Annotated in this window: 15 protein-coding genes and 1 pseudogene; 7 read left to right on the top strand and 9 right to left on the bottom strand. The window is 43.7% G+C overall.

Features of this window, described 5'->3' with window-relative positions; genetic code table 11:
• Positions 1-8 precede the first annotated feature (8 nt).
• Both AAEY75_RS09760 and AAEY75_RS09755 read left to right on the top strand, forming a co-directional pair.
• On the top strand, positions 9-224 hold the full coding sequence (locus AAEY75_RS09760; RefSeq protein ID WP_110923792.1) for a cold-shock protein: 216 nt from the start codon (positions 9-11) through the stop codon (positions 222-224).
• A gap of 280 nt (positions 225-504) precedes the next feature.
• Positions 505-1,659 carry a DEAD/DEAH box helicase gene (locus tag AAEY75_RS09755; RefSeq protein ID WP_110923793.1) on the top strand — a complete coding sequence of 385 codons (1,155 nt, stop codon included), beginning with the start codon at positions 505-507 and terminating at the stop codon, positions 1,657-1,659.
• Positions 1,660-2,017: 358 nt separating this feature from the next.
• Here the strand turns inward: AAEY75_RS09755 and AAEY75_RS09750 are convergent, their stop codons facing one another.
• The 8 genes and pseudogenes from AAEY75_RS09750 to ilvA form a co-directional block, all read right to left on the bottom strand.
• Entirely contained in the window at positions 2,018-2,920 is a 903-nt protein-coding gene (locus AAEY75_RS09750) for a sulfite exporter TauE/SafE family protein (protein ID WP_352259480.1), read from the bottom strand.
• 206 nt (positions 2,921-3,126) lie between these two features.
• Positions 3,127-3,420: a cbb3-type cytochrome oxidase assembly protein CcoS gene (gene ccoS, locus AAEY75_RS09745; RefSeq protein WP_197217405.1), complete on the bottom strand. Its 294-nt coding sequence runs from the start codon at positions 3,418-3,420 to the stop codon at positions 3,127-3,129.
• 139 nt (positions 3,421-3,559) lie between these two features.
• The gene (locus AAEY75_RS09740) at positions 3,560-4,288 is read right to left on the bottom strand and encodes a YdcF family protein (RefSeq protein ID WP_352259479.1); all 729 of its coding nucleotides are present in this window, start codon (positions 4,286-4,288) and stop codon (positions 3,560-3,562) included.
• 49 nt (positions 4,289-4,337) lie between these two features.
• Complete coding sequence (murB, locus tag AAEY75_RS09735) at positions 4,338-5,486, bottom strand: UDP-N-acetylmuramate dehydrogenase (protein WP_352259478.1); 1,149 nt, start codon at positions 5,484-5,486, stop codon at positions 4,338-4,340.
• 93 nt (positions 5,487-5,579) lie between these two features.
• On the bottom strand, positions 5,580-6,077 hold the full coding sequence (locus AAEY75_RS09730) for a low molecular weight protein-tyrosine-phosphatase (RefSeq protein ID WP_352259477.1): 498 nt from the start codon (positions 6,075-6,077) through the stop codon (positions 5,580-5,582).
• A 204-nt stretch (positions 6,078-6,281) separates the two neighbouring features.
• Positions 6,282-6,704, bottom strand: coding sequence for an RNA-binding S4 domain-containing protein (locus AAEY75_RS09725; protein ID WP_352259476.1), 423 nt, complete (start codon positions 6,702-6,704; stop codon positions 6,282-6,284).
• A 141-nt stretch (positions 6,705-6,845) separates the two neighbouring features.
• Positions 6,846-6,986, bottom strand: a pseudogene (locus AAEY75_RS09720) (excalibur calcium-binding domain-containing protein); the annotation flags it as partial.
• A 361-nt stretch (positions 6,987-7,347) separates the two neighbouring features.
• A complete protein-coding gene (ilvA, locus tag AAEY75_RS09715; protein ID WP_197101379.1) occupies positions 7,348-8,901 on the bottom strand; it encodes a threonine ammonia-lyase, biosynthetic in 1,554 nt (517 codons plus the stop codon).
• Positions 8,902-9,095: 194 nt separating this feature from the next.
• On the opposite strand from ilvA, the gene AAEY75_RS09710 reads away from it, so the two are divergent.
• From AAEY75_RS09710 to rpiA, 5 genes are all read left to right on the top strand, one after another.
• The gene (locus AAEY75_RS09710) at positions 9,096-9,458 is read left to right on the top strand and encodes an ArsR/SmtB family transcription factor (protein WP_197217402.1); all 363 of its coding nucleotides are present in this window, start codon (positions 9,096-9,098) and stop codon (positions 9,456-9,458) included.
• A 165-nt stretch (positions 9,459-9,623) separates the two neighbouring features.
• On the top strand, positions 9,624-10,031 hold the full coding sequence (gene arsC / locus AAEY75_RS09705) for an arsenate reductase (glutaredoxin) (RefSeq protein WP_197217401.1): 408 nt from the start codon (positions 9,624-9,626) through the stop codon (positions 10,029-10,031).
• Positions 10,018-10,776 carry an arsenical resistance protein ArsH gene (gene arsH / locus AAEY75_RS09700; RefSeq protein ID WP_352259475.1) on the top strand — a complete coding sequence of 253 codons (759 nt, stop codon included), beginning with the start codon at positions 10,018-10,020 and terminating at the stop codon, positions 10,774-10,776. Before arsC ends, arsH begins: the two co-directional genes overlap by 14 nt.
• A gap of 67 nt (positions 10,777-10,843) precedes the next feature.
• Complete coding sequence (locus AAEY75_RS09695) at positions 10,844-12,154, top strand: arsenic transporter (RefSeq protein WP_352259474.1); 1,311 nt, start codon at positions 10,844-10,846, stop codon at positions 12,152-12,154.
• A gap of 123 nt (positions 12,155-12,277) precedes the next feature.
• Positions 12,278-12,937 carry a ribose-5-phosphate isomerase RpiA gene (gene rpiA / locus AAEY75_RS09690; protein WP_197217398.1) on the top strand — a complete coding sequence of 220 codons (660 nt, stop codon included), beginning with the start codon at positions 12,278-12,280 and terminating at the stop codon, positions 12,935-12,937.
• A gap of 144 nt (positions 12,938-13,081) precedes the next feature.
• On the opposite strand, the gene argF is transcribed toward rpiA, so the two are convergent.
• Entirely contained in the window at positions 13,082-13,999 is a 918-nt protein-coding gene (gene argF, locus AAEY75_RS09685) for an ornithine carbamoyltransferase (RefSeq protein ID WP_110923803.1), read from the bottom strand.
• Positions 14,000-14,164: the final 165 nt, after the last annotated feature.

Genomic DNA, 14,164 nt, shown 5'->3' with positions numbered 1-14,164 from the left:
GTAATATTATGTCAGCTCGTGAGCAAGGTACTGTTAAGTGGTTTAATGACTCAAAAGGTTTTGGTTTCATTCAACGTGATAGCGGAGAAGATATTTTTGTCCATTTCCGCGCGATTCAAGGTGATGGCTATCGCTCTTTAACAGATGGCGCAAAGGTTGAATTCAGTGTAGTAGAAGGCGAAAAAGGCCTTCAAGCTGAAGAAGTCAGAAAAGTAGACGAGTAATCTATCCGGTCATTAGAGCGGTTTAGCTATAATGTCTGTACAAACTACTGATATACTACTGAGTCAAGCCCGTCTTATCTTACCTATGTTGAGTGAATCTCCGCATATTAGGTCAGAGTAAGTATCGGGCTTGGCTTTTTTATGTCTGCATGACTATCCGCTATCTATAGATTTGATATGGAAATGATTATTGGTGACGCTATATAGTATTATAACGTTTGATAATGCGTTTGCTTACGATGAACAACATACAAGTGATTAATACAAAAAGGATATTTTTTTGAGTAATTTTACGACATTTACTGATTTGCCGCTTTCAGCACCGACATTACGTGCTGTCAGTGATTTAGGGTTTACTGCATTGACGCCTATCCAAGCACAAATACTACCACATACGTTGGCAAATCAAGACGCTATTGGACAGGCTCAAACAGGTACTGGTAAGACGGCAACTTTCCTATTAACGATCATGGAGGCATTGCTTAAGCGTCCTTTTACCAATGATGAAGAGCGCTATTTAGGTGAGCCGCGTGCAGTTGTAATGGCACCCACCCGTGAGCTTGCCCAGCAAATATTTGATGATTGTATCGCTTTGACCAAATATACGGCGCTACATAGCGTGTGTATCATGGGTGGTACTAATTATGAAACCCAGCAGCATGAGCTTGAGCGTCAATATGTCGATATTTTGGTCGCGACGCCTGGACGTTTGATTGACCTTGCGAATAAAGGCATGGTCTATTTAGATCGCGTTGAAGTACTGGTGTTGGATGAAGCAGATCGCATGTTGGATATGGGATTTATTCCTGATATTAAGCGTCTGGTAGGCCGGATGCCAGCCAATACAGACCGTCAGAGCTTACTATTCTCTGCCACCTTTAACCAAGATGTCATGAATTTGGCTTATCGCTGGTTGCATGAGCCGCAGTTTGTTGAAATTGAGCCTGAGCACAAAACCAGTGAGTTGGTCGATCAGCACTTTTACTTATTGACAGAAGATCAGAAACTAGAAGCCTTGCAGCGTATTATTAGTGATCCTGCAGTGGACAAAGTCATTGTATTTGCCAACCGTAAAGACCAAGTTAAGCGTTTATATCATAAGCTGCGTGCAGACCACAAAATCGTGATGCTGTCAGGTGATGTTATTCAGCAAAAACGTGAAAAATATCTACAGCGCTTTAAAGATGGCCATGCTTCTATCTTGGTCGCAACAGATGTCGCAGGACGTGGTATCCATGTCGACGATATCAGTCATGTGGTTAACTATACCTTGCCTGATCAGCCAGACGATTACGTGCATCGTATCGGTCGTACAGGACGTGCTGGGCAAACCGGTATCAGCATTAGCTTCGTGAGTGAAGATGACGCGTTTAATGTACCCGCCTTAGAAAAGCATTTGGATACTAAGTTTTCGCTTGAGCAATGGCAAGAGTAGTACTTTTAAAGCTGCTAGTTTTTCTATGTAGTCAATCCTCTATAAAAGAGTGACAGCGTTAACCTTGCTGGAAGTATTACATATACATCTGCACTCGGTTGCCTTGACTTTCTTTTAAACTGAATTAACTATAGTGTGCAGCGAATAAAATGATAAAAGCCCTTAACATTCATACTGATGTTAAGGGCTTTTTTATACGTCAAGCTTTGATAGCACGCAATGTTACATTTTAATAATATAGTCAAAGAACTCTAAAATGGGTACAAGGCAGCCTCCTTAGATGTACAAGTAGTACATCTAAGGAGGATAACGCCGTAGCGGTTTAGTAATTCACTGACTATATCTGTGGTCGATGACTCTATTGAGCATGTTCCATCGTTTCAGAGTGCTCATTATGATTCATGTCCATTGACGCATCACTCATATCATGCATACTATGATCCATGCCTTGGTGAGATGTGCTGTCATCCGCTGGCATCATATGGTGATTGCTGTGACCCATGTCTGCGTCCATAGGCATGTCCATCATTTCTGAGTCACTCATTTGCATATGATCGCCATGCATATTAGACATATCATGCCCACCATGCATACTTGACATGACCATCGGCACGACCGCGACGGCCAAACCTGATATGACCATGACAGCGCCATTTAGCTGTCTTAGGCGAAAGCGTCCAATTTTGTCACGTAACCAGCCAACTGTTTCGTGTGTGGCGACCAACATCGGTATTGTCCCTAAGCCAAAGACAAACATGAGTGCCGCACCATTCAATGGATTATGAGCAACTACGGCAATAAGTAAGGCACCATAAACCAACCCACAAGGCAAGAAACCCCAAAGCAAGCCAGCAGTTAGTGCACGTGGAAACGTGTTGAGCGGGAATACTTTTTGACGCAGCGGGCTTAGATACTGCCAAAAACGCATACCAAAACGTTCAAGTTTGTTCAAAAATGGTGCGCCAAGCATGGTGATACCAACAAACACCAGTACTAAGCCTAATAAAATACGTGGCATACTATTGCCCATCATTAATGGCGCTAGTACAGTGGTTCCAATCAATCCTGCGATTAAGCCCAATAATGCATAACTGCTCAAACGGCCTAGATGATATGTGGCGACAAGCGCGCGGCGTTTAGCAGGACTGGCATCTTTCATCGATAGGCCAAACGCTGTCACAAGACCACCACACATACCCAAACAATGTGGTGAACCAAAAAATCCCATTAGTAATGCCGCAACGAGCAAAGCTGTGGTCATGGGGTGATTCTCCTAAAAACAGTGAAAGATTGAATCTACTTAAATAGATGGTATTGACGAAACATAATCGTGAGTCACGTATAGTCAAGATATGGTCAATTCTATATTGATTAGACAAGGTGCTAGGCTTGTTCAGTCTATTATATGTAACACTTGAATTTGTCTTATTTGCCTCTAAATGATCTCGAACCGACTATCTCTCGAAGCTATATTTTTGGATTGCTATCAATATTAGAAGGGTTGACGGAATCTGTGTCAGTAGCGTTTTTTTTATCACCAGCTGTATCAGTTGCAGCACTACCATTTGCTTGCTTAGTAGATGTAGCATTCTCATGAGCTTGCATGGTTTGTCTGCGCTCTTGACGATCATCTAATATAATGCGCTGTGATGCATTGTCTAAGTCTTCAAATTGGTTTGATTTTACCGCATAACGTACTGCCCAAATGGCAACCACAAATAACATGAGACTTAACGGAATTAATAAAAATATACTGAGCATGGAGAGTCTCTTAGATAGCAATTTCTGGTGGCATTATACACCTATTATTAATGTGGTGATTGCCTGTGAACATAAAAGTGAAATAGCTGCTAGCTATGCTCATCATTAAATAAAATCCAGTTCAAATGCTAATTCAGTTCTATTCTGTAGGTGACTTTGCCGCATTGCCTCTAGGCGTTAATAGCTGCTGTGAAGTTACGTCTTTAGCATGACGACAATCCATCTGCGGACGTATTACATCACGCAAATAAGCGGCAACTTCATAAACGGCGCGCCGTGAATGAGTTAGATTCTGTGCAGGTTTTTCCCAGTCTCGACCAACTGGCAGAGGAGCGCTGAGAGGTGTGGTATTGATACCATTTAGCGCAAACTGTCTACGGGCGCGTGCCATATGGTAGCTATCAGTGATGAGGTAGACGTGACGTAGTGGTATACGCTTTGCGGTAAAGCGTGCATTTTCGCAAGTATTCATACTGGCGTTTTCGCTTATCAGTCCATCAATATCATGCTCGATGAGCCATTGACCGAGCCAAGGCGCTTCAGCACCACTGAGCACAATAGGTAAGGGCAGGTCGTGATAAGCGCCCGCAGCAGTACGAGCACGATTGAGACTATAGCTGTTTAAAATAATTTGATTGTTCTGGTCGTTGGTCAGTCCTCCGCCTAATACTACATAGGCCGTCGGTGGAGAGCTCACCGCTCCAGAAGGTATCTTTGGCAAGGGAAGTAGCGTAAATAGATAAACAATCGATTGCGAGAATAAGGGGGTGAATAAACTAATGAGGACTAAAATAACAGTTGTGGAGCCAAGCAAAAAGGTAATATTGATAATACGAAAAAGCGTTATCATACGTTCAGCTGAACGCAAGTAATAATGCCATAATCGCTTAGATAACAGCCGCTTAGACCGTGACTTTTTAGGCCACATGCTCATCATGCCCAATCGAGCTGTCAGTATTTACCCAAACCGGCTCACGTGATAACTGAATCGCAAATTTCTCATAGATCGCATCAGTGATATAACGCTGTGCTATCGCGACATCTTCTTGGGTTGCCTGATAAGGGGCATGGTTGGTGAGTACCAGTGCTTGCTGCTGATGGGTGACAATGGGTGCAATACCACCACCTTTTAACCCTGCCTGTTCAATGAGCCAACCGGCTGCAACTTTTATTTTATCATCAGGCATTGGATAACCAACGATAGCTGGATAAGAGGCTTGTAACACAATGAACTGCTCTTGGGGAATAATCGGATTCTGAAAAAAACTGCCACAGTTAGCCAGATGTTTGGGATCCGGAAGTTTCTGTTGGCGAATATCTATAATAGCGTGCATCACATCAGCAGGAGTAGCCTTGTTTCGGTCTTGCTGTTCAGCATAGCGTTGTGCGACTGTCTGTACATCACCGTAACTGGCTAACACTTTGCTTATATCTGTGTGTAATCTGAACCCCACACGGCTGATTAGCCATGTATTGGGAGTCCGTTTAAAGATACTGTCGCGATAGCCGAACTCACAGTCTGCGATTGATAGCTGATGCCACGTCTGCGTGGGCATGTGGTAAGCACGGACATACTGTAAGTGGTCTTCTAGCTGGACACCGTAAGCGCCAATATTTTGTATCGGTGCAGCGCCAGTGAGGCCAGGTATTAGCGCAAGATTTTCTAACCCGTACCAACCTTGACTGACCGTATGGACAACCAAATCATGCCAGTTTTCGCCTGCCATCACTTCAATATCGACGTAACGATCCGTCTGGGCGGTCAAGCTTATGCCGCGCATTTTCGGCTGTAACACGATTGCATTTAGTTGTGTTGGCAGTAATACGTTGCTACCACCAGACAGCACAAACAATGGCTTTTGTTGCTCTGTGTTTTTTGCATAGTCTGCCATAAAGGTGTCAAGTTGAGCCTCATCTGTCAACGTCACAAAATAGTCAGCGATACAGGTCAGTGCCATAGTATTGCTGTGTGACAGATCAACGGACTCGCTAGGCAATAATTTTGCTGCTGAAACCGTTGTCGTGGCAAGTTGAGCACTAGAATTAAGGCATGAAGCTGAGGTCATAACGTAGCTCATATGGCAAATAGATAAAAAATTACATAGTAATCATTATAAAGGATGCGAGACACAAAAGGCGTGTAAATCTAGCTTTTATCGCTAGCAAGCTTTCCAGCTTTCAATCCAAGCTTGTGCGCTTGATTCTATACGTTCAATGACTTCTTCAAAGTCATCGGCCCCACCCTTATAAGGGTCAGGCACATCAGCACCGCCATACGTTGGGTCTTCTTCACTGAATAATGCCAGCTTGGCCATACTGTTTTCAGTATCTGCTAGATTGTTTTTGAGCGCTTGCAAGTCGGCTAAGTTCTGCGCATCCATTGCCAAAATCAAATCAAAATTGCGGAAGTCATCGGTATTTATTTGGCGTGCGATGAGTTTATTGATTTTATAACCATGTGCTTTGGCATGACGCTGTGCTCGTTCATCGGGTTTATGACCGATATGCCAATCCCCTGTGCCTGCAGAGTCCACTTTTATTGATAATCCAGCAATCGCTGCTTGCTGACGAAACACTTCTTCAGCAGTTGGTGAACGGCAAATATTTCCTAAACAAACCAATAATACAGACGATGGCGTACAGGTTTTCATCAGCATAATATGACCTTGTATAACAAAAAAAACATGCCATAAGAGACCAGCATTATTAGTGCGGCTTTTATCAGCATGCAATTGATTGAATCGGCTGTCAGCGTAACGGTTAATGCTGTAAATGGCAAGAGTGTAGGCTGAACAATATGGTCATATGACACAATATTGATGGCGATATGGTCTATGATTCAGTGTAATAATGGCGGTATTTTAGTCTTGCTTGCTTTTAAAGCGCTGAATGTCACGACGCTCTTTTTTGTTGGGTTTGTTATCAGGGCGAGCGAGATTGGCAAGCTTGCGTTGCTCTGCATGATAGGCACGACGATTTTCGCTCTCGTCAGTTTCTGAATACAATACTTCAGCTGCGCTCGCATTACCACGTTGAGTGGTTAGCGCTTCCACGATGACTGTTTTTTCAGTCATGGCAGTGGCTGAGCCTTGGCGAATGGTTAATTCATCTCCGACCATAATTTCTTTGCTGGTTTTTACACGGCTACCAGCGTAGTGAACTCGTCCACCTTCGATGGCTTGTTTGGCAAGTGTGCGTGTTCGATAAAAACGTGCTGCCCAAAGCCACTTATCAAGGCGAATTTTAGCTAAGCCTTGGGTTTTGTTATTTGTATTATTCTGCATAACAGCTACTCTATATGGATGTCTGTATTTATTTAAAATAAGCTAATCTTAATGAGATTAGGGCATATTTTAAATTTGTAAATAAGTTTTTGTGATTGATGGGCTGGATAGGGGATATATTGCATTTATAGTTTATAGAAATCAGTTACACCATTGCTGTTCACAAGGTACGCCATCATGGTTGCCGTCCATTTTTGTATTGGGACAGTGTTGTGTAAAGTAAGTTGCCTCTTCGCATGAGGTCATCTGAGAGCAATGTTGTCTACCATCACATGAAAAGCTTGACGTTGTTGGCTGTGAATTTGTCGTTGAAGTGATTACTGGGACTGCTTCTGAATTTGGGTCTAAATCGACATACGTTGGTTGTATCTCATCAAAGTCAGCAGTGGTTAGTGCAGCGCCTACTGGAGGCGTATTGGATGAATCCGTAATAGAGCTACTCGGTGCGCGCTCAGGTTGAAAAAGTTTATAACCCACAATTACCAAAACCAGCAGTACCAGTATCATTAATATATTTTTCATCATGGCATTATACTCACCAATAACTGTTAAAAACTAACTGTTGCTACCATCCGCTCGCTATTGTCAGCCTTTTAATGGATTAAAAAACTGACAGAGTAGAGAGTGATTGATACCTGCTTTATTATTTCAAAAACAATTGATAGCCGATATTGTCATTGAGCATCGTACAGTCGTAACCAATATCAAGCAGCGCGTCTTGTAGCTGGCGAGAGTTGCTCTCTGAGGCTTGTAGGCCTACCAGTACGCGACCTTCAGCGGCACCGTGATTGCGATAATGAAACAAGGTAATATTAAAATCGTCACCAAGCTTCTCTAAGAAAGTAAGCAATGCGCCTGGACGTTCTGGGAACACCACACTTAATAACTGCTCGTTTTCGACGTGCGCATGACCACCGATCAAGTGACGGATATGAGATTTAGCAATGTCATCATCGGTTAAATCATGGGCAGTGTAGCCATCAGCAGCCAATTGATTGCTGATAGTTTGACGCTCTTTATCCCCTTCTTTTAAAGCGATACCGACGAATATCGAGGCAGGCTCCATAGAGTCTGGTGATTTTTTGCTATCAGCACGGTAGTTAAATTCAGTGATATTACGTCCATGCAGGCTACGACAGAAGTTTAAGAAAGCGCCCGTTTGCTCAGGGATAGTCACGCCAAAGATGGCTTCTTTTTTCTCACCGATTTCGGTACGCTCAGCGATATAACGCAGACGGTCAAAATTCATATTGGCACCGCAGATAATACCGACACAGTTTTTGCCTTGCAGGTTATTGGCTGCGATATATTTTTTCATGCCTGCAACAGACAAGGCGCCAGCAGGCTCGACGATGCTACGGTTTTCTTCAAAGATATCTTTGACGGCGGCGCAGACTTCATCATTGGTGCAGGTAATCACATCAGATTCGACGATAGGGCCTGAATTATCACTTTTTTGTGTACGGACGACTTCAAAAGGCAGCTCGCCAATTTGAGCAACCGCCACACCATCGACGAATAAGCCAACTTGTTCTAACTTAACGCGCTCACCTGTTTCCAGTGCTGCCTTTAAACAAGCAGATTGTTCAGCCTCTACAGCGATAACTTTGACATGTGGAGCCACTGCGCCTAAAAAGGCCGCGACACCAGAGATGAGACCACCGCCGCCAACCGCAACGAAAACGTAGTCCATGTTGCGCCACTGCTGGGTCAGCTCCAGACCAATAGTGCCTTGTCCAGCAATAACCAATTCATCATCGTAAGGCGGGATAAAGGTTAAGCCTTCGGTCTCAGCACGATTGATTGCATAACGGTTGGCTTCATCGAAGCTGTCGCCATGCAAATCAACATTGCCACCCAGTGCTCTCACGGCATCTACTTTGATGTCAGGCGTGGTGGTCGGCATAACAATGATGTTGTTAAGATCAAGTTTGCGAGCAGAATAGGCCACGCCTTGTGCGTGATTGCCCGCCGATGCGCAAATGACACCGCGCGCTTTTTGCTCATCGTTCAATTGGCTAATACGGTTGTAGGCACCGCGCAATTTAAAGGACTTGACGGGTTGTAAATCTTCGCGTTTAAAACGAATGTCATTAGCAAAACGTTGGGTCAGCTTGGGTGCCGCTTCAAGTGGTGTTTGAATCGCAACGTCATAGACGGTGGCTTGTAAGATGGCTCGTACCCAGTTTGACAGCATAATGATCCCTAATACAGGTTGTATATGAATATAAAAACGAAATAGATTAGCCTATGCCGATTTTGATTATCTTGCAAGACCCTATTGCAGTTTTTGCAATGATTTCAAGTTTTGATGATAGATAAGGTCAGTTTTGTACAAATATTTTATTAAAAAATATTGAATAATTTTAATATGTCTATATTATTGGACATATGGAAATAAATAATGCTATCGCAAGCTTTGCTGCGCTCTCTCAAGATACTCGTTTAAAAGCCTTTAGGTTGCTTGTTAGTCAAGAGCCTGAAGGACTGCCTGCGGGTGAAATTGCCCGTCAATTATCCGTACCACATAACACCATGTCAGCGCATCTATCAGTGCTGGCACGAGCAGGGTGGGTGGTTTCACAACGCCACAGCCGACAGATTATCTATCGTGCTTCGCTATCGCACATGGAAGCTGTCGTTCAGTTTCTATTGCAGGACTGCTGCGCGGGCCATCCAGAATTGTGTGCGTCCCTTATGGACAGTCTAAGTGGATGTGGGGTCGTTAATACTAATGACTCAAACAGCAAGTAAGATAACTCTTAAGACTATATTTGAGATAAAGCTTAAGACAGTATCTAATGCCATTATTGAGCGAATCTGTAAGACAAACATAACGTCAAAATCAATTTTATTGATTATATTCAAATAATATATTCAGAATTCAAACAACATATTCAGACAATAAGTGAAATCACTATGACATCATTAATTTTTCATAATCCCAAATGCGGAACCTCTCGTAATACCTTAGCCATTATGCATGCTTCAGGTGAGCATCCTGAAGTAGTGGAATACTTGAAAACCCCACCAGCCCGTGAATACTTGGTAGAACTATTGGCAAAAATGAATATCGCGCCAAGAGAGCTATTACGAAGCAAAGAGTCCATTAACGATGAATTAGGATTAGACAATCCTGAATTATCTGATGATCAGATCATCGATGCGATGATTGCCCATCCTATTTTAATCAACCGACCTATAGTGCTCACAAATAAAGGCGCCGCGTTATGCCGTCCATCAGAGCGAGTGTTTGAGTTGCTAGAGCATCCAGTGAGTCGTTTTACTAAAGAAGATGGGGAAGTCATTCATCATGGCAAACGCTAACACAGAACAGTCTGGCTTAGACAATGTACCGAATTTAGATGAATTACCTAATATTGCTGCAAGTGAAATTCAAGCGATTGATATTGAAGCGTTGATTGCTCCAAATGATTTGCGCCATCCACCCAAAATATTGGTGCTATATGGCTCTTTGCGTGCCCGCTCATTTTCTAGGCTGGCAAGCGAGGAGGCAAGTCGATTATTGCGTTGGTATGGTTGTGACGTTCGGACATTTGATCCGACGGGCTTGCCACTGCCTGATGCTGCCGATGCAGATCATCCCAAAGTGCAAGAGCTGCGAGAGCTGGCACAGTGGTCAGAGGGTATGCTCTGGGTAAGTCCAGAACGGCATGGCAGCATGACCAGTATCATGAAAGCACAAATCGATTGGATTCCACTATCATTGGGAGGCGTGCGTCCGACCCAAGGTAAAACATTGGCAGTGATGCAAGTCAGTGGCGGTAGTCAAAGCTTCAATACCGTTAATCAGCTACGTATCCTTGGTCGTTGGATGCGCATGATTACTATCCCGAATCAATCGTCTATCCCCAAGGCATTTTTGGAATTTAACGATGACGATCGCATGGATAAGTCACCTTTATATCTGCGTCTTGTTGATGTCTGTGAGGAGTTGGTGAAATTTACTTGGCTGACTCGTGGGCGCTCAGCCTATCTGACCGATCGCTACTCTGAACGGGTAGAAAGCACTGAAGAACTATCCAAGCGCGTCAATCAAAAATCACTCTAATTCACTCTCTCATCATGTATTTTTTAATACGGCTTCTTATAATAATTGAGCTTAGAAAGGTTACTCGATGATCGCATTGACTATATTTATCGTCACGTTAATTTTAGTGATTTGGCAACCTAAAGGACTGGGTATCGGCTGGAGCGCAATGGGTGGTGCATCGATCGCCTTAGTATTTGGCGTGGTACAGTTCTCCGATATTGGAGTTGTGTGGGATATTGTTTGGGATGCGACTTTTACCTTTGTCGCTCTGATTATTATCTCTCTTATCTTAGATAGAGCTGGATTTTTTGGTTGGGCAGCTTTGCATGTGGCTCGATTGGGCAATGGGCAAGGAAGATTACTATTTCCTATGATTGTGATTTTAGGCGCATTCATTTCAGCCTTCTTCGCCAACGATGGAGCAGCATTGCTATTGACCCCGATTGTCATCGCTATCTTGCTGCGTCTTAAGTTCTCACCGCCATCTGCTTTGGCTTTTATCATCGCGACAGGCTTTATTGCTGATACCGCGAGCCTACCGTTAGTGACATCCAATCTAGTTAATATCGTCAGTGCCAATTACTTTGATATTGGCTTTGGACGTTATGCGGCAGTCATGGTGCCAGTCAACATCGTCTCTGTGTTAGCGACACTCGCCGTGTTATGGGTCGTCTATGCGCGGCATATTCCAAAACACTACTCTGTTGCTGAACTGAGTGCGCCAGAGTCCGCGATTGAAGATCCGCTCGTTTTTAAGGCGGCTTTTCCGCTTTTAGCCTTACTACTCGTCGCGTACTTTACGACTGAATCATTGGGCATTGCTATTTCGTTTGTGACAGGCGTCGCTGCGCTGGTGCTAATGGCAATCGCAGGACGGTGGTGGCAAGGTGGACGCGGTGCAGTGGTTTCAGTATCTGATGTTTTGCGAAAGGCTCCTTGGCAAATTGTCTTGTTTTCAATCGGTATGTATTTGGTGGTTTATGGTTTGGGTAATGCAGGCTTGACGGCCTATGGTGCTCAAATTTTAAATTGGCTAGGGCAGCAGGGTACGGTCATCGCAACATTAGGAACGGGATTCCTCTCTGCTATTGTGGCATCTATCATGAATAATATGCCGTCTACCTTAGTTGGTGCACTGGCTATCGATAGTGCGCAAGTACCAGACGCCACTCGTGAGCTCATGATTTATGCCAACGTGATTGGTAATGACTTGGGGCCGAAATTTACGCCTATCGGTAGCCTTGCGACATTATTGTGGCTCCATGTATTGGCAGAAAAAGACTATAAAATCAGTTGGGGACAGTACATGAAAATTGGGCTGATTATTACGCCGCCCGTATTATTGGTCACGCTATTGGCCTTAGTCTTGTGGTTGCCTTATCTGTCTACATTTTAAAGGTTGAGTAAATCTCTTGTGATTAGCGTGGTTATTACGCTGACATCGATCAAACTCATCGGGTATAATAGCGGCGCATTTTACCTCTTTTATAATGATACGTTTATTTTCCAAGGATTTATGATGAGTGATCAGCAAGCACAAAAGCAAGCCGCAGCCAAAGCTGCTCTAAACTATGTCGAAGATGGCATGATACTGGGCGTAGGCACAGGTAGTACAGTTAATTGCTTGATTGAATTATTGCCGACAGTAAAGCTTGCTGGCGCAGTTGCTAGCTCACAGGTCACTGAAGACAAACTTCGTGCCCTTGGTATTGAGATCGTTGATTTAAACTTTGCTGGTACGCTTGATATTTATATCGATGGTGCGGACGAAGTAAATGAGCATTTGCAGCTCATTAAGGGCGGTGGCGGCGCGCTTACTCGTGAGAAAATCGTGGCAGCGGCTTCTAATAAATTTATATGCATGGTTGATGAGAGTAAAAGTGTCGAGATGCTTGGACGTGAGTTTCCAGTACCGATTGAAGTATTACCACAAGCACGCTCTTATGTTGCACGCCAATTGGTGAGTCTAGGCGGTGAGCCAGTTTACCGTGAAGATTTCGTGACCGATTATGGAAACGTGATTTTAGACACCTATGATCTGGATGTGAGCAATCCAATAGAGCTTGAGCAAACGCTAAATAATATCGTAGGTGTGGTATGCAATGGTATATTTGCTGCCAATCAAGCCGATGTATTGTTAAAAGCTGGTAGTAATGGGGTGACAACACTAACTCGTTAAAATTTTTTACTCGTTACAAGACACTCATCCGTTAAAAACGCTATAGTAGCTTGTTATGTAGTAGCAATAAAAAGGCAGACCGCAATCAATGTGGTCTGCCTTTTTTATGTTTATCCTTTGATAAATAACTTATAGCTATATTTTTTAGATTTTGATTTTGTCTTTTAACAAAAATTCCATTAATGCTTTTTGTGCATGCAAGCGGTTCTCTGCTTCATCCCACACCACTGAACGTGGATCATCTAGCATATCATGAGAGATTTCCTCACCACGATGCGCAGGCAAGCAATGCATAAACACGACTTCAGGATCAGCTTTGTCTAGCAGTGATGGTGTTACCTGATAAGGCGCAAAACGACGGGCGCGGGTGTTTTGCTCTGACTCTTGTCCCATGCTTGCCCATACATCGGTGACGATTAGGTTTGAGTCTTTTGCCGCATCTTGTACATTTTCGACGAGGCTGACGCAATGAGAGAAGCGTTCCATCAATTTAGGGTCTGGCTCAAAGCCATAAGGCGCTGCCACACGTAGCTCAAAACCAAACTGATTGGCCGCTTGCATAAATGATGAACACATATTATTGCCATCACCGACCCACGTCACGATTTTGTTTTCGATACTGCCGCGATGCTCATAATAGGTCTGCATATCAGCAAGCAACTGGCAAGGGTGGTACTCATCAGTAAGTGCATTGATAATCGGTACACTTGAGTATTCAGCAAATGTCTCGACATTTTCGTGACCAAAGGTACGAATCATGATGATATCAACCATACTAGAGATTACACGAGCAGAGTCCTCTAGCGGCTCACCACGTCCAAGCTGTGTGTCATTTGGCGACAAGAAGATAGCACTACCACCAAACTGGCCCATACCTGTTTCAAAAGAAATACGCGTGCGGGTTGAGGATTTTTCAAAAATCATACCCAGCGTACGACCAACAAAAGGCTGATATATCTCGCCAGCATGTTGCATCTTACGTAATTCGCTTGCGCGTTTGATAAGGGTTTCTAGTTCTTGTTTGGTTAAATCAGATAGGGTCAAAAAATGGCGCAAACTCATAGTAATCCTAGCAGTCGATCGCAGTCAGTGAAACGTTATCAGTCTTCAATAGCATCGCATCAGTGCGCATACTGGGGTGACAACAAACTTTTAGTATAGCGCAATTACTTCTAATGTAAACGCCCAATTTAGTCTGATTGCTCAGTCACTCCAGTACTCGGCAAC

Source organism: Psychrobacter sp. TB55-MNA-CIBAN-0194 (assembly GCF_040309505.1).
Classification (GTDB): domain Bacteria; phylum Pseudomonadota; class Gammaproteobacteria; order Pseudomonadales; family Moraxellaceae; genus Psychrobacter; species Psychrobacter fozii.
Note: the sequence above shows the minus strand (reverse complement) of the source record. Positions and strands in the feature narration are given on the sequence as shown.

Coding starts and splice junctions, on each gene's coding strand:
- ilvA (WP_197101379.1), bottom strand. CDS start 8,901: ATGCTGTCAAACTGGGTACGAGCCATCTTACAAGCCACCGTCTATGAC.
- ccoS (WP_197217405.1), bottom strand. CDS start 3,420: ATGCTCAGTATATTTTTATTAATTCCGTTAAGTCTCATGTTATTTGTG.
- rpiA (WP_197217398.1), top strand. CDS start 12,278: ATGAGTGATCAGCAAGCACAAAAGCAAGCCGCAGCCAAAGCTGCTCTA.
- arsH (WP_352259475.1), top strand. CDS start 10,018: ATGGCAAACGCTAACACAGAACAGTCTGGCTTAGACAATGTACCGAAT.
- argF (WP_110923803.1), bottom strand. CDS start 13,999: ATGAGTTTGCGCCATTTTTTGACCCTATCTGATTTAACCAAACAAGAA.
- AAEY75_RS09695 (WP_352259474.1), top strand. CDS start 10,844: ATGATCGCATTGACTATATTTATCGTCACGTTAATTTTAGTGATTTGG.
- AAEY75_RS09730 (WP_352259477.1), bottom strand. CDS start 6,077: ATGCTGATGAAAACCTGTACGCCATCGTCTGTATTATTGGTTTGTTTA.
- AAEY75_RS09710 (WP_197217402.1), top strand. CDS start 9,096: ATGGAAATAAATAATGCTATCGCAAGCTTTGCTGCGCTCTCTCAAGAT.
- murB (WP_352259478.1), bottom strand. CDS start 5,486: ATGACCTCAGCTTCATGCCTTAATTCTAGTGCTCAACTTGCCACGACA.
- AAEY75_RS09725 (WP_352259476.1), bottom strand. CDS start 6,704: ATGCAGAATAATACAAATAACAAAACCCAAGGCTTAGCTAAAATTCGC.
- AAEY75_RS09760 (WP_110923792.1), top strand. CDS start 9: ATGTCAGCTCGTGAGCAAGGTACTGTTAAGTGGTTTAATGACTCAAAA.
- AAEY75_RS09750 (WP_352259480.1), bottom strand. CDS start 2,920: ATGACCACAGCTTTGCTCGTTGCGGCATTACTAATGGGATTTTTTGGT.
- arsC (WP_197217401.1), top strand. CDS start 9,624: ATGACATCATTAATTTTTCATAATCCCAAATGCGGAACCTCTCGTAAT.